Genomic DNA, 23,265 nt, shown 5'->3' with positions numbered 1-23,265 from the left:
CTTGTCACGCTGTACCGGCGGCCACACGAAGGCCCGCGGTCACCGCCCCGTACGGGGGTTCGGGCGGGGTGCACCGACATCTCTAGTTGAGCCGGCAAAGCCGCCGGCCGGAGGGAAAGCGATGGGTAGGACACTCGCGGAGAAGGTCTGGGACGACCACGTCGTCCGGCGTGCCGAAGGGGAGCCCGACCTCCTCTTCATCGACCTTCACCTGCTGCACGAGGTCACCAGCCCGCAGGCCTTCGACGGGCTGCGCAAGAACGGGCGGCGGGTACGGCGCCTGGACCTCACCATCGCCACCGAGGACCACAACACCCCGACCCTCGACATCGACAAGCCGATCGCGGACCCGGTCTCCCGGATCCAGCTGGAGACGCTGCGCAGGAACTGCGCCGAGTTCGGGGTGCGGCTGCACCCGCTGGGCGACGTCGAGCAGGGCGTCGTCCACGTGGTGGGACCGCAGCTCGGACTGACCCAGCCGGGCACCACCGTGGTCTGCGGCGACTCGCACACCTCCACGCACGGCGCGTTCGGCGCGCTGGCCTTCGGCATCGGCACCTCACAGGTGGAGCACGTCCTGGCCACCCAGACGCTGCCGATGGCCCGCCCCAGGACGATGGCCATCACCGTCGACGGCGAGCTGCCCGCCGAGGTCACCGCCAAGGACCTGATCCTGGCGATCATCGCGAAGATCGGCACCGGCGGCGGCCAGGGCTACGTCCTGGAGTACCGGGGCCCGGCCATCGAGAAGCTGTCGATGGAAGCCCGCATGACCATCTGCAACATGTCGATCGAGGCCGGGGCGCGGGCGGGCATGATCGCCCCCGACGCCACCACCTTCGACTACCTCAAGGGCCGCGACCACGCCCCGGAGGGCGAGGACTGGGACGCCGCCGTGGCGTACTGGAAGACGCTGAGGACGGACGACGACGCGGTCTTCGACGCGGAGGTCGTCATCGACGCCGCCTCGCTGGCCCCGTTCGTCACCTGGGGCACCAACCCCGGCCAGGGCGCCCCGCTGTCGGCCGACGTCCCCGACCCGGCTTCGTACGATGACCCTTCGGAGCGCAACGCCGCCGAAAAGGCCCTGGAGTACATGGGGTTGACGGCAGGGCAGGCGCTGCGCGACATCCGGGTCGACACCGTCTTCGTGGGGTCCTGCACCAATGGCCGTATCGAGGACCTGCGGGCGGCCGCCTCCGTCGTCGAGGGCCGCTCCGTGGCCGACGGCGTGCGGATGCTGGTCGTCCCCGGCTCGGTGCGGGTCGCGCTCCAGGCCATGGACGAGGGCCTGGACAAGGTGTTCACCGCCGCCGGGGCCGAATGGCGGCACGCGGGCTGCTCGATGTGCCTGGGCATGAACCCCGACCAGCTCGCCCCCGGTGAGCGCTCCGCGTCCACCTCCAACCGCAACTTCGAGGGCCGGCAGGGCAAGGGCGGCCGCACCCACCTCGTGTCGCCGCAGGTGGCGGCGGCCACGGCCGTACTGGGCCATTTGGCGTCGCCCGCCGATCTGTCCGACGCAGTCGCAACCGCCCTCGTGGAGGCCTGAGAACCATGGAAGCTTTCACCGCGCACACCGGCCGGGCCGTGCCCCTGCGCCGCTCCAACGTGGACACCGACCAGATCATCCCCGCCCACTGGCTCAAGAAGGTGACCAGGGACGGCTTCGAGGACGGGCTGTTCGAGGCCTGGCGCAAGGACCCGGAGTTCGTGCTCAACAAGCCCGAGCGCCAGGGTGCCTCCGTGCTGGTCGCCGGACCCGACTTCGGCACCGGATCCAGCCGTGAGCACGCCGTCTGGGCCCTGCAGAACTACGGTTTCAAGACAGTTGTCTCCTCCCGTTTCGCGGACATCTTCCGGGGCAATTCGCTCAAGAACGGCCTGCTCACGGTGGTTCTGCCGCAGGAGACCGTGGACCGGCTGTGGTCGCTCACCGAGGCCGACCCGAACGCCGAAATCACGGTTGACCTGCAGGACCGGCAGGTGCGGGCCCAGGGCGTCACGGCCGACTTCGAGTTGGACGAGAACGCCCGCTGGCGGCTGCTCAACGGGCTGGACGACATCTCCATCACCCTCCAGAACGAGGACGCGATCGAGGCGTACGAATCCGGCCGCCCGGCCCACAAGCCGAGTACGATCCGCGCCTGATCCCCCGCCGGACGTCGTTCGAGGGTCGGTTTTCGGCCCCTCCGTAGCCCGTTCGGCCTGAGATCCACGCCTCACTTTCGGCGCCCCCCGCCATTCGTGGCAGGGGGCGCCGAACTGTGTTCCGGGTCTCAACTGCGCTTGTGAGTACATGAGTTGGGCAGTGAGTCGGAAGTGACTTGTGGGGCTGATGGAGCCTGGAATTCCGTTAGTTGCCCCCGGCGGAGGCGACAACTCGCCCCAGATGGCACAATCGGTGCATGGAACGAGACAGCCAACTCAAGCTCCACGAGGCGGTCGCGGACCAACTGAAAGAAGCACACACACGGTTGCGTGCACTGCAAGTCCCGGAGGGCGTACGGATGGCGCTGTCCCGGCAGCTGCTGGCCATATCGGCCGTGGCGAAACACGATCTCGCGACCGCCGACAGGCGTCTGAGCAGGTTGATGAAGGACCTCGACGAAGGCAGATTCCCCGAAGGCGAGTAGCAACTGGGGCTGCGGAACTCCCCTGCGGGCTCCCGTAAGACCTACGACGTTGCGGCACTAGGGTGATTAGCCCGTTTCGTGTTTGATTTGCGGTATATATCTGCCTAACGTGCGAATAAGCCGGACATTTCGTTCCGGCAATGTCTCCGAAGGGGAAGACGTGAACAAGGCCCAGCTCGTAGAAGCGATTGCCGACAAGGTCGGCGGCCGTCAGCAGGCCGCTGACGCCGTGGACGCCGTCCTGGACGCGATCGTCCGCGCCGTCGTCGCCGGCGACCGCGTCTCGGTCACCGGTTTCGGCTCGTTCGAGAAGGTGGACCGTCCGGCCCGCTACGCCCGTAACCCGCAGACGGGTGAGCGCGTCCGGGTCAAGAAGACCTCCGTGCCGCGCTTCCGCGCCGGTCAGGGCTTCAAGGACCTCGTCGCGGGCTCGAAGAAGCTCCCGAAGAACGACGTGGCCGTGAAGAAGGCGCCCAAGGGCAGCCTGTCGGGCGGTTCTTCCACCCGTACGACCGCCAAGGCCGCGGCCAAGAAGGCCACCGCCAAGAAGGCGACCGCGACGAAGAAGGCCACCGCCGCGAAGAAGACCACGCCGGCGGCAGCCAAGAAGACCACGGCGACGGCGAAGAAGACCACGGCCAAGAAGGCCACGCCGGCGGCGGCCAAGAAGACCACGGCGACGGCGAAGAAGGCCACCCCGGCCAAGAAGGCCACGGCGACCACCGCCAAGAAGACCACCGCGAAGAACACCGCCCCGGCGAAGAAGGCCACCGCCACCAAGGCCCCGGCCAAGAAGACCACGGCGCGCAAGACCACCGCGAAGAAGACCACCGCCAAGAAGAAGTAGTTCTGGCGACGCGGTACTCACACGCCGGGCCGGGCTCCCTCCGGGGAGCCCGGCCCGCGGTGTTCTCCGGCTGTCGTGCGTCCGGGGGGTGCGGCCCCGGCGTTCACAGGGGCTCAGCGGCCCCACGGGTCCCGCTCGGAAGGTCTTCAGAAGGTCTGGAGGGTCACCAGGGTGATCCGGGGGACCGGAGCCGCGCCCGCTGTCCCGCGGGCCGTGCCGTCCGCCGTCGCGTCCGCCGTTTCGACGCGTACGCGCTGGCCGGCGCGCAGCAGCCGCAGCCCGCCCGCGTCGAAGGCCGCCGCGTCGAAGGGCACCGGGGTGCCGTCGTCGAGCAGCACGCTGCCGCTGCGGGTCTCGGGGTCGTACGTGTAAGCGGTCGCCTGCATGCCGGAAAGCCTAGGCCCTGCCGGGCGGGGACAGCGGCCGGTCCGGGGAGAGCGGGGCCGAAGTCCGGGCGAAGGCGGGGGAGAGGGCGGCGGTGTGCGGGCCCACGCCCAGCGCGAACGCGGCGCGCAGATCGTCGCCGGTGTCCACGTCCTGCCGTACGGAATCCACCAATTCGAGCAGCAGCTCCTCGGCGCCCGAAATCATGTGCCGGATGCGGGAAGGTCCCCCGAACGAGGGCAGGAATTCCACTTCTGGCGCAGTGGAAAGGAATGTGGTTCCGATTCCGGCGGCGTCGGCCAGAAATGCGCGCGGAAATTCCGCCGCCCGGTCGAGCACCCGCCGCAATTCGGCGGGCCGCAGTGCGGGCAGGTCCGCGTTGAGCGCCGCGACGGAAGCGGCGGGGCGGCGGGACCGCACCGTGCGCACACCGTGTGCCAGCGCGGCGTTGAGGCCGGCGGCCGGGGTGTCGGCGAGGACGCGGGCGCCCAACTCCGTGAGCGCGGCGGCGGCCGTGGCGTCGTCCGTGACGACCACCACATCGCGGACCGCGTCGCAGGCCAGCGCGGCGGCCACGGTGTCCTGCGCGAACGCCAGCGCCAGGCCCGGCCGCAGCGCCTCTCCGGCGGCGGGCGCGAGCCTGCTTTTCGCCCGTGCCAAGGGCTTCAGCGGCACCACCAGGGACCAGCGGGGGGTCCGGAACGCGTTCAGGGGACGGACCTTTCTTGCCGGACGCCCGGCCGGGCGGCGCGAGGGGTCAGGGGGGCGGACGGGCCCATTGTCGCCCCGGGCCCGACCGGCCAGGAGGCCCGGCCCCCGGACCGGGGCGTACGGTGTTCTCGACAGACGAGGGACCCGGGGCGACACTTGTCCGCCTGAACCAGGCGCACAAGTGCACACGGGGTGCAGTGGCCAGGGTCCCGAAGGAAGGTGTCCCGAGTGTCCCGCCGCAGAATCGGCTTCTGGTACCGCCTGGCCGCGGTCATCGCCAAACCCCCGCTGCTTGTGCTCTTCAAGCGGGACTGGCGCGGAATGGAGCACATTCCGGCGGACGGCGGCTTCATCACCGCCGTGAACCACAACTCCTACGCGGACCCCCTGTCGTACGCGCACTGGCAGTACAACACCGGCCGCGTGCCGCGCTTCCTGGCCAAGGCGGGCCTGTTCAAGACGCCCTTCGTCGGCATGATGCTGCGCGGCACCGGCCAGATCCCGGTCTACCGCGAGACCACCGACGCGATGAACGCCTTCCGGGCCGCCATCGCGGCCGTCGAGCGCGGCGAGTGCGTCGCCTTCTACCCGGAGGGCACCCTCACCCGCGACCCCGACATGTGGCCGATGGCCGGCAAGACCGGCGCCGCCCGCGTGGCCCTGCAGACCAAGGCGCCCGTGATCCCGGTCGCCCAGTGGGGCGCGAACCTCGCCATGCCGCCGTACGCCAAGGGCAAGAAGACGCACTTCTTCCCGCGCAAGACCCTCCAGGTGCAGGCCGGGCCGCCGGTCGACCTGGAGCGGTTCTACGACAAGGAACCCACGCCGGACGTGCTCCGCGAGGCGACCGAGGTCATCATGGCCGCCATCACCGAACTCCTCGCGGAGGTCCGGCAGGAGCCGGTGCCCGCCGAGGTGTACGACCACCGCAAGGCCCGGGCCGAGCAGCGACGCAGGGCCCTGGAGAAGAAGAAACAGCAGCAGCAGTCGGGGGAGAACGCCAAGTGACACGGGTCGCCGTCTTCGGCAACGGCTCCTGGGGGACCGCCTTCGCCATGGTGCTCGCCGACGCGGGCTGCGAGGTGTCCCTGTGGGGCCGCAACGCCGCCCGCGCGGAGGTCGTCAACGCCACGCGGAGCAACCCCGACTACCTGCCCGGGGTGCGGCTCCCCGACGGCATCACCGCCACCGCGGACGCCGCGGAGGCCGCCGCGGGCGCGGACTTCGCCGTGCTGTGCATCCCCTCGCAGACGCTGCGGGAGAACCTGAGCGGCTGGAAGGACCTCCTGCCGGCCGACTCGGTCCTCGTGTCGCTGATGAAGGGCGTCGAACTCGGCACCGCCAAGCGCATGAGCGAGGTCATCGCCGAGGTCGCCAAGGTCCCCGAGGAACGGGTCGCCGTGCTCTCCGGGCCCAACCTGTCCAAGGAGATCGCCGCCCGGCACCCCGCCGCCGCCGTGGTCGCCTGCCGCGACGAGGAGGCCGCCGTACGGTTCCAGGCGGCCTGCCACACCCCGTACTTCCGCCCGTACACCACCACCGACGTGGTCGGCGTGGAGCTGGGCGGCGCGGTCAAGAACGTCATCGCGCTGGCCGTCGGCATCACCAACGGCATGGGCATGGGCGACAACACCAAGGCCTCCCTCATCACCCGCGGCCTCGCCGAGACCACCCGGCTGGGCCTGGCGATGGGCGCCGACGCGCACACCTTCGCCGGGCTCGCGGGCATGGGCGACCTGGTCGCCACCTGCTCGTCGCCGCTGTCGCGCAACAACACCTTCGGCACGAACCTGGGGCGCGGCATGACCCTCCAGGAGGCCGTCGCCGCCACCAAGCAGACCGCCGAGGGCGTCAAGTCCTGCGAGTCCGTACTGGATCTGGCGCGGCGGCACGGCGTCGAGATGCCGATCACCGAGACGGTGGTGAGCATCGTCCACGAGGGCAAGCCGCCGCTGGTCGCGGTGAAGGAGCTGATGTCGCGCAGCGCCAAGCCGGAACGCTGAATTCCGCAGTGCGTCCACGACGGATGCGCCGGGGCTCCTCGGGTACCCTCAAGCCGATATGAGCAGCCAGAACCTTCCCCAGAGCCCTGACCAGGAGCCCCGCAAGCCGCGTGTGGCCGTCGTCTTCGGCGGCCGCAGCTCCGAGCACGGCATCTCGGTCGTCACGGCCGGCGCCGTCATGCGGGCCATCGACCGCGAGAAGTACGACGTGCTGCCGATCGGCATCACGCTGGACGGGCGGTGGGTGCTGGCCGCCGACGAACCCGACCGGATGGCGATCACCGACCGCCGGGTCCCCAACGTCGAGCAGCTCACCGACGCCTCCGAGGCCTCCGTCGTGCTGTCCGTGGACCCCGGCAACCGCGAGGTCGTGTACAGCGAGCCGGGTTCCGTGCCCAAGGCGCTCGGCGAGGTCGACGTCGTCTTCCCGGTCCTGCACGGTCCGTACGGAGAGGACGGCACCCTCCAGGGACTCCTTGAGCTGTCCGGCGTTCCGTACGTCGGCGCGGGCGTGCTCTCCTCGGCCGTCGGCCAGGACAAGGAGTACATGAAGCGGGTCTTCGCCTCCTTCGGGCTGCCGGTCGGCCCGTACCTGGTCGTCCGGCCCCGCGAGTGGGCCGCCGATCCCTCGGCCGCGCGCAAGCGGATCGTGGACTTCGCCGGGGAGCACGGCTGGCCGCTGTTCGTGAAGCCCGCGCGGGGCGGCTCCTCGATGGGCATCACCAAGGTGAACGACCTCTCGGGGCTGGACGAGGCGATCGAGGAGGCCCAGCGCCACGACCCGAAGGTGCTGGTCGAGTCGCTGCTCACCGGGCGCGAGATCGAGTGCGGGGTGCTGGAGTTCGAGGACGGGCCGCGGGCGAGCGTGCCCGCCGAGATCCCGCCGGTCTCCGCACACGACTTCTACGACTTCGAGGCCAAGTACATCGATTCGGCGGCCGGCATCGTCCCCGCGCCGCTGACGGCGGAGCAGACCGCCGAACTCCAGCGGCTCGCGGTCGCGGCCTTCGACGCGGCGTCCTGCGAGGGCCTGGTGAGGGCGGACTTCTTCCTCCAGGACAACGGCGAGTTCGTGATCAACGAGATCAACACGATGCCGGGCTTCACGCCGATCTCGATGTACCCGCGCATGTGGCAGGAGTCCGGCGTCTCCTATCCGGAGCTGGTGGACCTGCTGGTCCAGGCGGCCCTGCGCCGCTCCACCGGCCTGCGCTGAGCCTCCGGCGACCGGGGCCGGGCCGCCGCCGCGCGGACCGGCCCGGTCGTCGGCGGTTTTGCCGGGCCGGGCCGCCCGGCGGATCAGCCGTCCGGTCCTGCTGGGACGGGCCGCTCGGCCGGGCCGGGCGGATCAGTCGTCGATGGTCTTGGGGATCGACTTCTCGACGGGCTTCGCGAAGTCGACCAGGATGCTCGCGTCCGGGTGGTACGAGGCGGGGACCAGCAGTTCCACGTACGCCTCGCGGTAGCGGGAGATGAACCGGATCCCGTCGTCGCCCCGGTCGTCGACGACCCAGCCGACCCCGTCGACCTCCGCCGCGTTGTTCTCCGGATCCATCGCTTCGGCGGGCCGTTCGATCCCGCAGCGCAGTACGATCGCGGGGTCGCCCCAGGCCGCCGTGTACGGGGAATCGGGCGACACGTCGCGGCGCGCCACGTCGTCCATGACCTTGGCCGGCAGCTCCTCGTGGAGCGCCTCGCAGTACCCCGCGACCTCGGTGTCCGGCGAAGGAACCGCCACGACGGCCGCACCGCCCGCGGGGGAGCAGGCGACGGCCGCCGACAGCAGAAGCGCTGCGGCGGCCGAGGCACGGCGGAGCCGGTGGGTCGAGGAAGCCATGCGGCCAAGCGTAGACGGGGCTACAAGTGGACGACCGGGCAGGTCAGAGTGCGTGTGATGCCGTCCACCTGCTGGATCTTGGCGACGACCATACGGCCGAGCTCGTCCACGGTGTCCGACTGGGCCCGCACGATCACGTCGTAGGGTCCTGTCACGTCCTCGGCCTGGATGACTCCCGTTATCTTGCCGATCATGTCGGCGACCGTCGAAGCCTTGCCGACTTCGGTCTGGATGAGGATGTACGCCTGTACCACGGAACCTCCAAGGCGGCCACGAGGATCATGTGGGGTGGGGAAAGAGACGCCACCGTACCGTGTCGTCGCGGGCGGTGGGGAGACCTGCGCGGCCGGTCGCGCCCGTACGCCCGAGGCGCTCGCGGCGTGCGGCGAACAGAAGTTGACGTACGTGTTGACGGTACCTAGAGCAGTGCTGGCTCGCGACCGCAAGCGCACTGGGGCAGAAGGGGCACATTCATGAAGGGCACCGTGGGAGAGCTGGGAGAGTTCGGCCTCATCAGAGAGCTGACCTCCCGCCTCACCTCCACCCCGGCCGTGCGGCTCGGGCCCGGCGACGACGCGGCGGTCGTCGCGGCGCCGGACCGGCGGGTCGTCGCGAGCACCGACATCCTCCTGGAGGGGCGGCACTTCCGGCGCGACTGGTCGACGGCGTACGACGTGGGCCGCAAGGCCGCCGCCCAGAACCTCGCCGACATCGCCGCCATGGGCGCCGTGCCGACCGCCCTGCTGCTGGGGCTGGTCGTCCCCGCCGAGCTTCCGGCGACCTGGCCGACCGAACTGATGGACGGGCTGCGCGACGAGTGCCAGGTCGCGGGCGCGGCGGTGGTCGGCGGGGACGTGGTGCGCGGTGACACCATCACCGTCGCGATCACCGCGCTCGGCGACCTGCGCAACCACGAGCCGGTCGTACGCTCCGGGGCCCGCCCCGGTGACGTCGTCGCGGTGACCGGGTGGCTCGGCTGGTCGGCGGCGGGGCACGCGGTCCTCTCCCGCGGCTTCCGCTCGCCGCGCGCCTTCGTCGAGGCGCACCGCAGGCCCGAGCCGCCGTACCACGCGGGCCCCGCGGCCGCCGGGCTCGGCGCGACCGCGATGACCGACGTCAGCGACGGCCTGGTCGCCGACCTCGGGCACATCGCGGAGGCGTCGAAGGTCCGCATCGACCTGCGCTCGGGCCTCATCGACATCCCGACCCAGATGTCGGACATCGGGCAGGCGGTCGGCGTGGACCCCATCCAGTGGGTGCTGACCGGGGGGGAGGACCACGCGATCGTGGCCACCTTCCCGCCGGACGTGAAGCTCCCCGCCCGCTGGAAGGTCATCGGCGAGGTCCTGAACCCCTCCGCGCTGCCGCAGGTGACGGTCGACGGGGCGCCCTGGACCAACAAGGGCGGCTGGGACCACTTCGGCGACATCGAGGGCTGATCCGCTCCCCGGGGGGCGCGTTACATTCGCAGGTATGCGAATAACTCCTGCCGCACGTCACGGCGTGCTCCCCTGCGTGCTGACCGTCGCCGGCTCCGACTCCGGCGGCGGTGCGGGCATCCAGGCGGACCTGAAGACGATGCTGGCCCTGGGCGTGCACGGGATGAGCGTGCTGACCGCCGTCACCGCCCAGAACTCCCTGGGCGTGCAGGGGGTTTGGGACCTGCCGGTGGAAGCGGTGCGCGCCCAGTACCGCAGCGTCGTCGACGACATCGGGGTGCAGGCCGTGAAGACCGGCATGCTGTCGTCCGCCGAACTGGTGGAGGAGGTGGCGGGCCTGCTGGCCACCACCGACGCGCCGGTCGTCGTGGACCCGGTGGGCGTCTCCAAGCACGGGGACTCCCTGCTCGCCCCCTCGGCGGTGGAGTCCGTGCGCAAGCACCTCCTGCCGACGGCCACCGTCACCACCCCGAACCTCGACGAGGTGGCCCAACTCACCGGCGTACGGGTGGAGTCGGAGGAGGGGATGCGGGAGGCGGCGGACGCGCTGCTGGCCTGCGGGCCGCGCTGGGTGCTGATCAAGGGCGGCCATCTCCCGGGCGACGCCGTCGACTTGCTCACCGACGGCGCCGAGGAGCACTGGCTGCGCGCCCCGCGGTACGACAACCGCCATACGCACGGCACCGGTTGCACGCTCGCCTCCGCGATCGCCTCGGGTCTGGCCAAGGGACTGGACGTGCCGCAGGCGGTCTCCGCCGCGAAGGAGTACGTCACGGAGGCCATCGCGGCGGGCTTCGCGCTCGGCGCGGGCATCGGCCCGGTCGACCACGGGTGGCGGCTGCGGAACCCGGCGGAGGGCGCGGGGCGGGAGTAGTTCGGGGGAGCCGGTCAGGGATAGTCCCGCAGCACGATGTCGGTGGCCGCCCGCTGGGTCAGCCGCTGGAAGAACCCGGCCAGGGGGCGCGCGGCGAGCACGCGGTACATGAGGTCCCGCTGCCGGATTCCGCGGGCGGTGGGCGGCGCGAGGAAGGGGCCCGCGTTGCCGGCGATCTTCTGGCAGCCCTTGGCGAAGTCGCGGAACTCCGCCTCGTACGCGGCGAAGGCGGTGCGGTGGTCGCCGCCCGCCGCGGCGAGCTCCCCGGCCAGGACGTACGCGGCGACGATCGCCGCGCCCGTGCCCATGCCGCCCATGGTCGCTCCGTATCCGGCGTCCCCCACCAGCACCACCCGCCCGACGGACAGCCGGTCCACGTGGATCTGCGCGATGGCGTCGAAGTAGAGCTCGTCGGGGGAGGTGAGCCGGGCCAGCGCTTCGAGGACGTGCGCGGTCTCCCACCCCATCCCCCGGAACCTCTCCGTCAGGATCTTCTGCTGCTGGGCGAGGTCGCGGCGGTCGACGTCGAGCCGCTCGGCGCAGGAGAAGACGAGGGATGCCCTGGCGCGGGCGGGGTCGCCGTCGGCGTTGCCGATGCCCACCATGCGGCCGGGATCGCTGTGGAGCCGGGCGGTGCGGTCGAGCCCGAGGTGGTTGGGCACGTCGAACCCGGCGACGTAGTAGCCGAGGTACGTCAGGTACCGGGACTCGTCGCCGAAGGCGAGGGCACGGGTGCGCGAGTGCAGGCCGTCGGCGCCGACCACGAGGTCGAAGGTGCGGGGAGCGCCCCTCTCGAAGGTGACGTCGACGCCGGTCGGGGTCTCGTGGAGGGTGGCGACGGAGTCCGCGAAGATGTAACGGACGTTGTCCAGGTCCTTGGTCCGCTCGTACATGATCGCGGCCAGGCTGCCGCGGGCGATCTCGACGTCGCCGCTCATCATGGCGGCGGGCAGGTCGACGCGGGGGCTGCCGTCGGCGTCGACGACGGTCTGCACGCCCATGTGCGTCTGCCGGGCGTGCACCTCGTCCCAGATCCCCATGTCCTGGAGGACCGTGCGGTGCACATGCCCCCGGAAGTCGACGGCGAAGCCGCCGGGGCGCAGGGCGGGGGCCTTCTCGACGACGGTGACGCGGGCTCCGCGCCGGGCGAGCTGGAGGGCGAGGGCGGGGCCGGCGATGCTGGCGCCGGAGATGAGGACGTGGAGGTGGGCGAGGGCCTGGGACTGCGGTCGCGGTGTCATGCCCCGGAGCGTGCCGCCCGGCCCTTACCACCGGCTGACCGGCGCCTGACGGCACGGCTGAGCCCTGCCCGCCGCCCTTTCAGGAGGGCGGGGGTGAAGGCGAGGTTGCGGAGCTCAAAGGGGGCGGCCCCCCAGCGGGCTACTCGATGCCGATCAGGAGGGGGGAGACCTGGTCACCGCCGTGGTAGAGCAGGGTGTCCACCGCCAGGTGCCGCCCCCGCACATGCGCCTCCAGCCCCTCCCCGAGCCCCTCCGGCGCCCCGTCCCCCAGCACCAGCGTCACCAGCTCGCCGCCCGCCGACAGCATCCGGTCCAGCACCGTCCGCGCCGTGGCGGCGACCTCCGTGCCGATCACCGCGACGTCCCCGTCGATCAGCCCGAGCACGTCGCCCGCCTGGCACACGCCCACCGTCGTCCACGACTGCCGTTCCGCGACGGCCAGTTCCGCGTACCGGGTGGCCCCCGCCGCCGACGTCATCGCGACGACGTCCTCGTCGAAGCGCCATTCCGGCTCGTGCACCGCGAGGGCCGCGATGCCCTGAACCGCGGCCCGGGTCGGGATCAACGCGACTCGCACGCCCTCGCTCCGTACCTGCTGGGCGGCCGCCGCGGCCGTGTGCCGCAGATCCGCGTCGTTGGGCAGCAGCACGACCTCCCGCGCGTGCGCCCGCCGGATCGCGTCGACCAGTTCCCCGCTGGCCGGCGGCTCCCCGGGCCGGGCCAGGACGGTCGTCGCGCCGGCCTCCGCGCACAGCTCCACGAGCCCCTCGCCCGGCACCACCGCGACGACGGCCCGCTGCGCCCGTTCCCGGGGCGGGGCCGTCCGGTCGGCCCCGAAGTGCGTGATGCGGATCCGGTACGGCCGCCCCGCCTCGACCCCCGCCTCGACGGCGGCCCCCGCGTCGTCCACGTGCACATGCACGTTCCACAGCCCGTCCCCACCCACGACGACCAGCGAGTCCCCGAGACCGTCCAGCCGATGCCGCAGCCGGTCCACGGCCGCGTCCTCCGCCTCCAACAGGTAGATCACCTCGAACGCGGGCCCGCCCTCGTCGGAATGGTCGGCCGCACAGTCCTCGTCGGCCGGAGGCACGGCGGGCGGTACGGCAGGCGCCTTCGCCCGTACGGCCACCGCCTCCCCCGTGACCGCCTCGACCAGCACCCCGAGCACCGCCACCAGCCCCCGGCCGCCCGCGTCGACGACCCCGGCCCTGCCGAGCGCGGCGAGCTGCGCGGTGGTCCGCGGCAGAGCGGCCCGGGCGCCCTCGTACGCGGCCCGGGCGACACCGGCCACGCCGTCGCCCCCGAAAGCGGCAGCCTCCCGCGCCGCCGCCGTGGCGACCGTGAGCACCGTCCCCTCCACGGGGTGCGCCACCGCTTCGTACGCCAGCGCCGCCGCCCGCTGCAACGCCCTGCGCAGGGCCGCCCCGTCCGCCCGCTCCACCGTGGCCAGCTCCTCGGACATGCCCCGCAGGAGCTGGGAGAGGATCGTGCCGGAGTTCCCCCGGGCGCCTATCAGCGCACCGTGCGCCATGGCCCGTACCGCGTCGGAGAGGAGGGGGAGAGAGGCGGCGGGGCCCGGCACCGTCTCGTGGGCGGCGAAGACGGCCTCCACGGCCTGGGCGGCGGACTCCATCGTCAGATACAGATTCGTCCCCGTGTCCCCGTCGGCGACCGGATAGACGTTGATCGCGTCGATCTCCTCGCGTTCGGCGCCCAGGACCGCGAGGGCCAGCGAGCACCAGGTGCGTACCGCGACGGCGTCGAGGTCGTCGGGGGACTGCGGCACCTGGGCCTCCTCCTTGAGCAGCGGGAACTCTCGCAGATTAGTCCCCGGGGCGGGGACGGCGGCAGAAGGGCCCGGGGCGGGGGCCCCGGCAGCCGTGGTAGTTTCGTTGTACGAGAGCAGTCGTTGTATGCTGCTCCGGTTGCCCGATGAAAATCGGGACATTCCCCCGGCTACGCCACAGGATCCTCGGATCTCCCGGCATGCCGGAATTCACTGTAAGTGCATCTGAAGTCTTTGGAGTGACCGTGGCTGCCAACTGCGACGTCTGCGGCAAGGGGCCGGGCTTCGGCAACAACATTTCGCACTCGCACCGCCGTACCTCGCGTCGTTGGAACCCCAACATCCAGCGCGTGCGTGCAGTGGTCGGTCGGACGCCGAAGCGGCTTAACGTCTGCACCTCGTGCATCAAGGCCGGCAAGGTCTCGCGCTGACGTCTCGATAGCGCGGCCACCTCGCTGGTTGCTTGAAGAACCGGTCCACCCTCGGGTGGGCCGGTTTTTTCTTGCCCGCTTCCGGCTCTCCGCCGCCCGCCCAGCACAATCGGCGCATGCGCTTCGGACTGCTGGGCCCCGTGGAGATACGCACCGACGCGGGCGGGAGCGTCGATCCCGGCGGCGAACGCCAGCGCACTCTCCTCGCCCTGCTGCTCCTGCACACCGGGCGCGGTGTCGGCACCGGGCGCCTCATCGAGGGCCTGTACGGCGACGAGCCGCCGGCCGGAGCCGCGAACGCCCTCCAGGCACAGGTGTCCCGGCTGCGCAGACGCGTCGAAGCCCTCGGCGCACGCGTCGAGTCGGTTCCCTTCGGATACCGGCTCGACACGGGTCCCGCCACCGTCGACGTGCACCTCTTCGAGGACGCGGCGCGCGCCGGACGCACCGCACTGGCCGCGGGGGAGTACGGACGGGCCGCGGAACTGCTGCGCGAGGGCTTGGCCCTGTGGCGCGGGAACGCCTTCGAAGACCTCGCTCCCGCGGCCTTCGCCGCCGGTGAGGCCCGCCGTCTGGAGGAGGCACGGCTGAACGCCCGGGAGGACCTCGCGGCGGCGGAGCTGGAACTGGGGGGAGGCGCCGCCCTGGTACCGGAACTGCGCGGGCTGATCGCCGCACATCCGCTGCGGGAGCGGCCGTACGGACTGTTGATGCGGGCCCTGCGGGCGGCCGGGCGGACCGCCGAGGCGCTCACCGTCCACGAGGACGCCCGGCGCACCCTCGCCGAGCGGCTCGGCACCGACCCCTCGCCCGAACTGGCCGCCCTCCACCTGGAACTCCTGCGCCCGGAAGGCGCCGCCGCCCCCAGGCCGCTGCCCGCCCGGCTCACCAGCTTCGTCGGACGCGAGAACGACCTGAAGCAGCTTGACGGACTGCTGCGCACGGCCCGCCTGGTGACCCTCACCGGCCCCGGCGGCGCGGGCAAGACGCGCCTCGCCCAGGAGGCGGCGGAGCGCCGGCGAGGCCAGGTCTGTTACGTGGAGCTGGCACCCGTGCGGGACGCGGCGGGCCTGCCGTACGCCGTACTGGCGGCGCTCGGGGTGCGCGAGAGCGGCTTCCCGGACCGGGCGGGCGGCGCCGACGCCCTGGAGCGGCTGCTGTCGGCGCTGGCCGCCTGCCCCGGCCTCCTCGTCGTGCTGGACAACTGCGAGCACCTGGTGGAAGGGGCGGCGGCCCTGACCGTACGGCTCCTCGGCGCCCACCCCGACCTGCGCGTACTGGCCACCAGCAGGGAGGCCCTGTCGATCATGGGGGAGACGCTGGTCACGGTGGAACCGCTGGGGCGGGCGGCGGCGGTACGCCTCTTCACGGACCGTGCGACCGCCGTGCGCCCGGGAGTCGACCTGCGCCCCGGCGGCGAGGGGCACGCCCGCGCGGAGCGCCTCTGCGCGGCCCTGGACGGCCTTCCGCTCGCCCTGGAGCTCGCGGCGGCCAGGCTGCGCACCCTCACCGTCGGCGAGCTCGCGGACCGCCTCGGCGACCGGCTGGGCGGGCCGGGCGACGACCGTTTCCGGCTGCTGTCGCGCGGCGACCGCACCAAGGAGCCCCGGCACCGCACCCTGCGCGCGGTGGTGGAGTGGAGCTGGGAACTGCTCGACGCGGCGGAACAGCGGCTGGCGCGCAGGTTCACCGTGTTCGCCGGCGCCGTGACGGCGGACGCCGTGCGGCAGGTGTGCGCGGCCGACGACGCGGAGGACGTCCTCGCGTCCCTCGTCGAGAAGTCCTTCGTGACGGCCGCCGACGGGCGCTACCGGATGCTGGAGACGATCCGGGCCTTCTGCGCGGAGCGACTGGGCGCGGAGGAGGAGACGTTCCGCACCGCCCACACGGCGTACTTCCTGGACCTCGCGGAACGGGCCGAGCCGCACCTGCGCGGGGCCGCCCAACTGCGCTGGCTGGACCGCCTGGAGGCCGAGCACACCGACCTCCTGGCCGCCGTGCGGCACGGCGACGCCGCCACCTCCCTGCGGCTGCTCGCCTGCCTGTCCTGGTACGCACCGCTGCGCGGCCGCGCCGGGGAACTGGCGCAGGCGGCCCGTGCGGTGCTGGAGACGGTCGGGCCGCGGCCTCCCGAGGGGCTGGCGGAGGAGTACGTACTGTGCCTGCTGGCGGCCGTCGACCACCGGGCGGGACCGCACGGCACCGCCGACGACGACGAACTGACCGCGCGCGCCGACCGGCTCGTCGCGGGCCTGATCGGCACCCTGCGCCGCCCGCACACACTCACCCTGTGGTCCCTGGCGGCGGGCCCGCGCACGAGCACGGGGGCGCCGCCGGAGGCGGAGGCGGCGTACGGCGACAGCAGCCCCTGGGCGGCGGCGCTGCTGCGGATGGGCCGCGCCTACCAGCAGCTCTTCGCGGGGCGGCCCGGGGCCGCGGAGGAGGACTTCACGGCGGCGCTGACCGGCTTCCGGGCGACCGGGGACCGCTGGGGCATCGCCAACTCCCTCGACCCGCTCGCCACCTTCGCGCACTGGCGCGGCGACCACGCCCGGGCGCTGGCCCTCCTGGACGAGGCACTGGTCCTCGTCACCGAACTCCGGGCCCCCGAGGAGACCGCCGACATGCTGATGCGGCGCGGCCACGTCCTGCTGCACGCGGGCCGGCCCCGCGAGGCAGTCGCCCTCTTCACCCGCTCCGCCGAACTGTCCCGGAGCGTCGGCGTCCCCGACAAGGCGGCCGGCGCGCTGCGCGGCCTCGGCGACGCGGCCCGTCTGGCCGGCGACACGGCACGCGCGCGCCTGCACTACGAGGCGGCCGTCGCCGTCGGCACGGACAGTTGGTTCGGTACGGGCGAGACCCTGCGCGTGCTGCTCGGCCTCGGCCGCACCGCCCTGGCGGAGGGTGACCGGGCGGGGGCCGAGGAGTGCTTCGGCCAGGCCGCGGTCCTGGCCGCCGGCCAGCCCGGCCGGCTGATCCCGGCCGAGCTCGCCGAAGCCCGGGCGGAGGCGTGTGCTCCGGAGTGGGCGGCGGAACTGCTCGGCGAGGCGGAGGCCCTGCGCGGCGCCCTCGTGCTGGGCGACCTGGACGTCGTGCGGACCAGGGAGGCGGCCCGCTCCGGGCTGACGGAGGAGTCGTACCGGGCGGCGTACGAGCGGGGCCGCCGGGCCCGCGCGTGAGGCGGGGTTCTCCACAGGGGACGGGCCTTGTCAGAGGGATGGTGTCCAATGGATCTCGTGCCCTCGCTCGACGAACCACTCAAGAAGACACTCGGCGGCACCACCGCGAAGGTGATGGCCGAGCACCTCGACCTGCACACGGTCGGTGACCTGCTGCACCACTACCCGCGGCGGTACGCCGAGCGCGGCGAGCTCACCCAGCTCGCGGACCTCCCGCTCGACGAGCACGCCACCGTCGTCGCCCAGGTCGCGGACGCCCGCGTGCTGCGCTTCAACAACGGCAAGGGCCAACGCCTCGAAGTCACCCTCACCGACGGCAGCGGACGCCTCCAGCTCGTCTTCTTCGGCAAGGCGATCTACCACCACCAGAAAGAACTCCTGCCGGGCCGCAAGGGCATGTTCTCCGGCAAGGTCGGCGTGTTCCGCAACATCCGCCAGCTCTCCCACCCGGCGTACGAGATGCTCGGCAAGGACGCGGGCTCCGACGCCGTCGAGGCCTGGGCGAACCAACTGATCCCCCTCTACCCGGCCTGCGCCCAGATGGAGAGCTGGAAGATCGCCAAGACCGTCGACGTGGTCCTGGCCTCCATGGAGGCCGCCGACTGGGCGGAGCTGGTCGATCCCCTCCCGGCCGCCCTGCGCGAGGGCCGGGGCCTGGTCCCGCTCCCCGACGCCTTCCGCCAGATCCACCGCCCGCGCACCAAGGCGGAGATCGCCGACGCCCGCGACCGCCTCAAGTGGGACGAGGCCTTCGTCCTGCAAGTCGCCCTGGCCCGCCGCCGCCACGCAGAGACGCAACTGCCCGCCGTCGCCCGCAGGCCCGCCCCGGACGGCCTCCTGGACGCCTTCGACGCGAAGCTCCCCTTCACCCTCACCGAGGGCCAGCGGAAGGTCTCGAAGGAGATCTTCGACGACCTCGCCACCGAACACCCGATGCACCGCCTGCTGCAGGGAGAGGTCGGAAGCGGGAAGACGATGGTGGCGCTGCGCGCCATGCTGGCCGTCGTCGACGCGGGCGGGCAGGCCGCGATGCTCGCGCCCACCGAGGTGCTCGCGCAGCAGCACCACCGGTCGATCGTGGAGATGATGGGCGAGCTGGCCGAGGGCGGGATGCTCGGCGGATCGGCCATCGGGACGAAGGCCGTGCTGCTCACCGGGTCGATGGGGATGCCCGCCCGGCGGCAGGCGCTGCTCGACCTGGTCACGGGGGAGGCGGGACTCGTCATCGGCACGCACGCGCTGATCGAGGACAAGGTGCAGTTCCACGACCTGGGGCTGGTGGTCGTCGACGAGCAGCACCGGTTCGGGGTCGAGCAGCGGGACGCGCTCCGGTCCAAGGGCAAGCAGCCGCCGCACCTGCTGGTCATGACGGCCACCCCCATCCCCCGCACGGTCGCCATGACCGTCTTCGGCGACCTGGAGACGTCCGTGCTGGACCAGCTCCCCGCCGGGCGCTCGCCGATCGCCACCCACGTCGTACCGGCCAAGGACAAGCCGCACTTCCTGGCCCGCGCCTGGGAACGCGTACGGGAGGAAGTGGAGAACGGCCATCAGGCGTACGTCGTCTGCCCGCGCATCGGGGACGGCGAGGACGAGCCGAAGAAGAAGTCCAAGAAGGCCGCCGAGGAGGCCGAGGACCCGGAGAAGCGGCCCCCGCTCGCCGTCCTGGAGATCGCCGAGCAGCTCCGCGCCGGCGCGCTCGCGGGGCTGCGGGTGGAGGTGCTGCACGGGCGGATGCAGCCCGACGACAAGGACGACGTGATGCGCCGGTTCACGGCCGGGGACGTGGACGTCCTCGTCGCGACCACGGTCATCGAGGTCGGGGTGAACGTGCCGAACGCCACCGCGATGGTGATCATGGACGCCGACCGCTTCGGCGTCTCCCAGCTCCACCAGTTGCGCGGCCGGGTCGGGCGGGGGTCGGCCCCCGGGCTGTGCCTGCTGGTCAGCGAGATGCCCGAGGCCAGTCCCGCCAGGGCCAGGCTGGCCGCCGTCGCGGCCACCCTCGACGGCTTCGAGCTGTCCCGCATCGACCTCGAACAGCGCCGGGAGGGCGACGTCCTCGGGCAGGCCCAGTCCGGCGTCCGGTCCTCGCTGCGCGTGCTCGCCGTCATCGAGGACGAGGAGGTCATCGCGGCCGCCCGCGAGGAGGCCGTCCAGATCGTCGCCGCCGACCCCGAACTGGAACGCCTCCCGGAGCTGCGGACGGCGCTGGACGCGCTGCTGGACAAGGACCGGGAGGAGTACCTGGACAAGGGGTGACCACGGCGGCGCCGGCCCGGCCGCCGCTCGTCTCGCGGAACGTCACGCGGACGCGCGCGAGGCGCGCGGTGCCGTCGCGGCCTCTTCGACGGCCCAGGGACACGGGCTCCTTCGCCTTCTCGGGCGACGCGGACGGCTCCATCGGCCAGGACCGGCCGTACGCGTACTCCGCCGCGAGCCGCGTACTCCACCGCGAACAAGGGCACCCCGTTCCGGCGGGGCCCACGCCTGCCGGAAGGGCGTGGGGCTGAGAGACTGGCCGGGTAGCCCGACCCCGTACCGACCAAGGACCTCACCACATGACCCGCGTGATCGCAGGCACCGCCGGCGGACGCCGCCTGGCCGTACCGCCGGGCAACGGCACCCGCCCCACCTCCGACCGCGCGCGCGAGGGCCTCTTCTCGACCTGGGAGGCGCTGCTCGGGACGCTGGAGGGGGTGCGGATCGCCGACCTCTACGCGGGCTCCGGTGCCGTCGGGCTCGAAGCGCTGTCCCGGGGCGGCGTGCACGCCCTGCTCGTCGAGGCCGACCCCAAGGCGGTGCGGACGATCCGGGACAACGTGCGCACGCTGGGCCTGCCCGGCGCCGAGGTCCGCGCGGGCAAGGCCGAGCAGGTCGTGACCGCGCAGCCGCCCGCCGACCCGTACAACATCGTCTTCCTGGACCCCCCGTACGCCGTCACGGACGACGATCTTCGGGAGATCCTCCTCACACTCCACGCCCAGGGGTGGCTCGCGGAGGACGCGCTCGCCACCGTGGAACGCGGCACCAGGGGCGGAGAATTCACGTGGCCCAAGGGATTCGAGCCGCTGCGGGCCCGTCGCTACGGCGAGGGAACGCTCTGGTACGGTCGCGCCGCCTCACCGTGCGACGACGCACGACCGTGCGACGACGCCCCCGAAGGCGCGGACGCACGATGACCGGACCGGAGAGCGAGGGACCACAGATGCGCCGGGCAGTCTGTCCCGGGTCGTTCGACCCCATCACCAACGGACATCTCGACATCATCGGCCGGGCCTCCAGCCTTTACGACGTGGTGCACGTCGCGGTGATGATCAACCAGTCGAAGAAAGGTCTCTTCTCCGTCGAGGAGCGGATCGAGCTGATCCGGGAGGCCACCGCCGACTACGGCAACATCGTGGTCGAGTCCCACCACGGGCTGCTCGTCGACTTCTGCAAGGAGCGCGACATCCCCGCGATCGTCAAGGGCCTGCGGGCCGTCAGCGACTTCGACTACGAACTCCAGATGGCGCAGATGAACAACGGGCTCTCCGGTGTCGAGACCCTCTTCATACCCACCAACCCCACCTACAGCTTCCTCTCCTCCAGCCTGGTCAAGGAGGTCGCGGCCTGGGGCGGCGACGTCGCGCACCTGCTGCCGGAACACGTGCACGCGGCGCTGACGAAGCGCCTCGCGGAGAAGCGCGCGCAGGCGCCGGACAACTGACAGACCGTCAGCAGGTGTCGGGCGGGACACGACTGGCCTTACAGTCGTCCCGTCCGTCTCCACACCAGGCCGAGAGAGTGGCGAGAACACGGTGGACGTGCAGAACAAGCTGGACCGGATCGTCGAGGCGATCGGCAACGCCCGGTCCATGCCCATGTCGGCCTCGTGCGTGGTCAACCGCGCCGACCTGCTGGACATGCTCGAAGAGGTGCGGCAGGCCCTGCCGAACTCCCTCGCCCACGCCCAGGAGCTGATCGGCGGCCGCGAGCAGTTGGTCGAGCAGGCCCGCGAGGAGGCCGCGCGGATCATCGAGACCGCCCAGGCCCAGCGCGGCGACCTGATCTCCGACACCGAGGTCGCCCGCCGCTCCCAGGCCGAGGCCGACCGCATCCTCGCCGAGGCCCGCCAGGAGGCCGAGGAGATCCGCGCCGAGGCCGACGAGTACGTCGACTCCAAGCTCGCCAACTTCGAGGTCGTCCTCACCAAGACCATCGGCTCGGTGGGCCGCGGCCGCGAGAAGCTGCTCGGCCGGGGCCCGGGCCTCGGCGGACAGGGCTACGGCGACCCCGAGGACGACGACGCCCCGGACTACAGCCCCGACCCGGCGACCCTGCTCAGCCGCGCCGACGAGTACGTCGACACCAAGCTCGGCGCCTTCGAGGCCGTCCTCGCCAAGACGCTGGAGGCGGTCGGCAAGGGCCGCCAGAAGCTGCACGGCCGCGTCGCCTCCGACGACCTGGGCCTGCACATGGCCGAGCAGGACGGCCTGGACCACTCGCAGCTCCGCGGTTCCGACGCCGACTTCCTCGCCGACCTGGCCGAGCCGCAGCCCGCCCCGGTCCAGGCCCCCGCCCCGCCGCGCGCCCCCGAGCCCCCGCAGCTCCAGCCCCAGGTGCCCGCCCAGCAGCCGTACGACCCGTACGCGGCCCAGTACGGCCGGCAGCCCCAGCAGCAGGACGCCTACGCGGCCCCCTACGGCCAGCAGGACCCGTACGGCTACCAGCAGGACCCGTATGCGGCCTCCTACGCCCAGCAGGGGTACGACCAGTACGGCCAGCCCCTGCCGCAGCAACCGCAGTCCCAGCAGTCCCACCAGCAGCAGGGCGCTCTTGACGAGACCAGCATGTTCGACACGAGCATGATCGATCTCGACCGGTTGCGGGAGTACGAGCAGGGCCGCTGACGCCCGTCGCGGGGGCCCCGGGACCGGATTGGGCACTGGGCGACGCGTCAAGTATCCTGGCCATTCGTCGCGGACCACGTCTGCGATCTCGGCTGCCCGATTCGCCATGGATTTCCGTCCTGCGACGCTACGGCAGCCCCTCCGAAAGCAATCCGAAAGCAGGAAATCCCCTGAACGCGCGCCTCGACCACCGCAACCCCCTCGTGTTCGACACACACGAGCTGGGCCGGCGTCCCGGTGCGCTCCAGCGGCTGACCCGCTCCGCGGAGGCCCCCAAGGACTTCGGTGTCGAAGGGGTCGTCGGCGTACCGGAAGGTGCGCCCTTGGAGATCAGGCTCCGCCTCGAATCCGTCATGGAAGGGGTGCTTGTCACAGGCACCGTCCGTGCGGAGGCCGAGGGGGAGTGCGTAAGGTGTCTGGAGCCGGTGCGACTGAAGGTCGCGGCCGACTTCCAGGAGATGTTCTCGTACCCTGACGCCGACGACCGGGGCCGCGCACAAGCGGAACCGGGCGACGACGCCGAGGACGACGAGGACACACTCTTCCTCGAGGACGGCTTGTTCGACCTCGAACCGGTGCTGCGCGATGCGGTGGTGCTCGCACTGCCGATGCAGCCGGTGTGCCGGGAGGACTGTGCAGGTCTGTGCTCGCAGTGCGGGACCAGCCTGAACGAGAACCCGGACCACCATCATGACGCCGTCGACATCCGTTGGGCGGCGTTGCAGGGACTCGTCGAGACCGGCCAGGTCGACGAGAAGGACAACGTGCACGACGCTGATTCCGGCGTCGACGAGAAGCAGGAGAAGTAGCCGTGGCTGTTCCGAAGCGGAAGATGTCGCGCAGCAACACGCGCCACCGCCGGTCGCAGTGGAAGGCTGCGGTCCCCACCCTGGTGTCGTGCGAGCGCTGCCAGGAGCCGAAGCTCCAGCACATTGCGTGCCCGAGCTGCGGCACGTACAACAAGCGCCAGGTCCTCGAGGTCTGAGCGGCTGGTGAGAGGCA

Annotated in this window: 23 protein-coding genes; 17 read left to right on the top strand and 6 right to left on the bottom strand. The window is 72.2% G+C overall.

Annotated elements, in window-relative coordinates:
- Positions 1-121: 121 nt before the first annotated feature.
- The 4 genes from leuC to ACZ56L_RS28400 all read left to right on the top strand — a co-directional run bounded on the left by leuC (position 122) and on the right by ACZ56L_RS28400 (position 3,483).
- Complete coding sequence (gene leuC / locus ACZ56L_RS28415; RefSeq protein ID WP_345228166.1) at positions 122-1,552, top strand: 3-isopropylmalate dehydratase large subunit; 1,431 nt, start codon at positions 122-124, stop codon at positions 1,550-1,552.
- Positions 1,553-1,557: 5 nt separating this feature from the next.
- A complete protein-coding gene (leuD, locus tag ACZ56L_RS28410) occupies positions 1,558-2,151 on the top strand; it encodes a 3-isopropylmalate dehydratase small subunit (RefSeq protein ID WP_345228164.1) in 594 nt (197 codons plus the stop codon).
- A gap of 257 nt (positions 2,152-2,408) precedes the next feature.
- Positions 2,409-2,636, top strand: coding sequence for an SCO5555 family protein (locus ACZ56L_RS28405; RefSeq protein WP_345228162.1), 228 nt, complete (start codon positions 2,409-2,411; stop codon positions 2,634-2,636).
- Between the two features lie 160 nt (positions 2,637-2,796).
- The gene (locus ACZ56L_RS28400; RefSeq protein ID WP_345228159.1) at positions 2,797-3,483 is read left to right on the top strand and encodes an HU family DNA-binding protein; all 687 of its coding nucleotides are present in this window, start codon (positions 2,797-2,799) and stop codon (positions 3,481-3,483) included.
- A gap of 146 nt (positions 3,484-3,629) precedes the next feature.
- Here the strand turns inward: ACZ56L_RS28400 and ACZ56L_RS28395 are convergent, their stop codons facing one another.
- Positions 3,630-3,869 (bottom strand): hypothetical protein, encoded by a 240-nt coding sequence (locus ACZ56L_RS28395; protein ID WP_345228156.1) that lies wholly within the window; start codon positions 3,867-3,869, stop codon positions 3,630-3,632.
- 10 nt (positions 3,870-3,879) lie between these two features.
- On the bottom strand, positions 3,880-4,578 hold the full coding sequence (gene cofC, locus ACZ56L_RS28390) for a 2-phospho-L-lactate guanylyltransferase (protein ID WP_345229125.1): 699 nt from the start codon (positions 4,576-4,578) through the stop codon (positions 3,880-3,882).
- 228 nt (positions 4,579-4,806) lie between these two features.
- Between cofC and ACZ56L_RS28385 the strand changes: the two genes are divergently transcribed.
- Genes ACZ56L_RS28385 through ACZ56L_RS28375 form a run of 3 tightly spaced genes read left to right on the top strand, consistent with a single transcriptional unit; the run spans position 4,807 to position 7,797 of the window.
- Complete coding sequence (locus tag ACZ56L_RS28385) at positions 4,807-5,586, top strand: lysophospholipid acyltransferase family protein (protein WP_345228154.1); 780 nt, start codon at positions 4,807-4,809, stop codon at positions 5,584-5,586.
- Positions 5,583-6,581, top strand: a complete 999-nt coding sequence (locus ACZ56L_RS28380) for an NAD(P)H-dependent glycerol-3-phosphate dehydrogenase (protein WP_468692760.1) — start codon at positions 5,583-5,585, stop codon at positions 6,579-6,581. Before ACZ56L_RS28385 ends, ACZ56L_RS28380 begins: the two co-directional genes overlap by 4 nt.
- Before the next feature lie 58 nt (positions 6,582-6,639).
- Positions 6,640-7,797 carry a D-alanine--D-alanine ligase family protein gene (locus ACZ56L_RS28375; protein ID WP_471067175.1) on the top strand — a complete coding sequence of 386 codons (1,158 nt, stop codon included), beginning with the start codon at positions 6,640-6,642 and terminating at the stop codon, positions 7,795-7,797.
- Between the two features lie 132 nt (positions 7,798-7,929).
- On the opposite strand, the gene ACZ56L_RS28370 is transcribed toward ACZ56L_RS28375, so the two are convergent.
- Both ACZ56L_RS28370 and ACZ56L_RS28365 read right to left on the bottom strand, forming a co-directional pair.
- Positions 7,930-8,418: a DUF3515 domain-containing protein gene (locus ACZ56L_RS28370; protein ID WP_471067173.1), complete on the bottom strand. Its 489-nt coding sequence runs from the start codon at positions 8,416-8,418 to the stop codon at positions 7,930-7,932.
- A gap of 20 nt (positions 8,419-8,438) precedes the next feature.
- Entirely contained in the window at positions 8,439-8,672 is a 234-nt protein-coding gene (locus tag ACZ56L_RS28365; protein ID WP_345228146.1) for an Lrp/AsnC ligand binding domain-containing protein, read from the bottom strand.
- A gap of 219 nt (positions 8,673-8,891) precedes the next feature.
- Here ACZ56L_RS28365 and ACZ56L_RS28360 point away from each other — a divergent pair, with 219 nt between their 5' ends.
- A complete protein-coding gene (locus ACZ56L_RS28360) occupies positions 8,892-9,857 on the top strand; it encodes a thiamine-phosphate kinase (RefSeq protein ID WP_189825813.1) in 966 nt (321 codons plus the stop codon).
- Positions 9,858-9,891: 34 nt separating this feature from the next.
- Positions 9,892-10,731 carry a bifunctional hydroxymethylpyrimidine kinase/phosphomethylpyrimidine kinase gene (gene thiD / locus ACZ56L_RS28355; RefSeq protein WP_345228141.1) on the top strand — a complete coding sequence of 280 codons (840 nt, stop codon included), beginning with the start codon at positions 9,892-9,894 and terminating at the stop codon, positions 10,729-10,731.
- A gap of 14 nt (positions 10,732-10,745) precedes the next feature.
- Here the strand turns inward: thiD and ACZ56L_RS28350 are convergent, their stop codons facing one another.
- Both ACZ56L_RS28350 and ACZ56L_RS28345 read right to left on the bottom strand, forming a co-directional pair.
- Complete coding sequence (locus tag ACZ56L_RS28350) at positions 10,746-11,972, bottom strand: FAD-dependent monooxygenase (RefSeq protein ID WP_471067170.1); 1,227 nt, start codon at positions 11,970-11,972, stop codon at positions 10,746-10,748.
- Between the two features lie 139 nt (positions 11,973-12,111).
- Positions 12,112-13,761: a DAK2 domain-containing protein gene (locus ACZ56L_RS28345; RefSeq protein ID WP_471067168.1), complete on the bottom strand. Its 1,650-nt coding sequence runs from the start codon at positions 13,759-13,761 to the stop codon at positions 12,112-12,114.
- 245 nt (positions 13,762-14,006) lie between these two features.
- Here ACZ56L_RS28345 and rpmB point away from each other — a divergent pair, with 245 nt between their 5' ends.
- The 8 genes from rpmB to rpmF all read left to right on the top strand — a co-directional run bounded on the left by rpmB (position 14,007) and on the right by rpmF (position 23,248).
- Positions 14,007-14,192, top strand: a complete 186-nt coding sequence (rpmB, locus tag ACZ56L_RS28340) for a 50S ribosomal protein L28 (protein ID WP_003957616.1) — start codon at positions 14,007-14,009, stop codon at positions 14,190-14,192.
- A 116-nt stretch (positions 14,193-14,308) separates the two neighbouring features.
- Complete coding sequence (locus ACZ56L_RS28335; RefSeq protein ID WP_471067166.1) at positions 14,309-17,371, top strand: AfsR/SARP family transcriptional regulator; 3,063 nt, start codon at positions 14,309-14,311, stop codon at positions 17,369-17,371.
- A gap of 48 nt (positions 17,372-17,419) precedes the next feature.
- Complete coding sequence (gene recG / locus ACZ56L_RS28330) at positions 17,420-19,633, top strand: ATP-dependent DNA helicase RecG (RefSeq protein ID WP_471067164.1); 2,214 nt, start codon at positions 17,420-17,422, stop codon at positions 19,631-19,633.
- A gap of 299 nt (positions 19,634-19,932) precedes the next feature.
- On the top strand, positions 19,933-20,553 hold the full coding sequence (rsmD, locus tag ACZ56L_RS28325) for a 16S rRNA (guanine(966)-N(2))-methyltransferase RsmD (RefSeq protein WP_471067162.1): 621 nt from the start codon (positions 19,933-19,935) through the stop codon (positions 20,551-20,553).
- 26 nt (positions 20,554-20,579) lie between these two features.
- Positions 20,580-21,080: a pantetheine-phosphate adenylyltransferase gene (coaD, locus tag ACZ56L_RS28320; RefSeq protein WP_401762203.1), complete on the top strand. Its 501-nt coding sequence runs from the start codon at positions 20,580-20,582 to the stop codon at positions 21,078-21,080.
- A 91-nt stretch (positions 21,081-21,171) separates the two neighbouring features.
- A complete protein-coding gene (locus ACZ56L_RS28315) occupies positions 21,172-22,263 on the top strand; it encodes an ATP synthase F0 subunit B (protein WP_471067160.1) in 1,092 nt (363 codons plus the stop codon).
- 170 nt (positions 22,264-22,433) lie between these two features.
- Positions 22,434-23,072 carry a YceD family protein gene (locus ACZ56L_RS28310; RefSeq protein ID WP_345229124.1) on the top strand — a complete coding sequence of 213 codons (639 nt, stop codon included), beginning with the start codon at positions 22,434-22,436 and terminating at the stop codon, positions 23,070-23,072.
- Between the two features lie 2 nt (positions 23,073-23,074).
- Positions 23,075-23,248: a 50S ribosomal protein L32 gene (gene rpmF / locus ACZ56L_RS28305; RefSeq protein WP_003965982.1), complete on the top strand. Its 174-nt coding sequence runs from the start codon at positions 23,075-23,077 to the stop codon at positions 23,246-23,248.
- The last annotated feature ends 17 nt before the right edge of the window (positions 23,249-23,265 follow it).

This window comes from Streptomyces sp. NPDC039736 (assembly GCF_055596485.1).
This window is presented reverse-complemented; position numbering and strand designations above follow the sequence as displayed.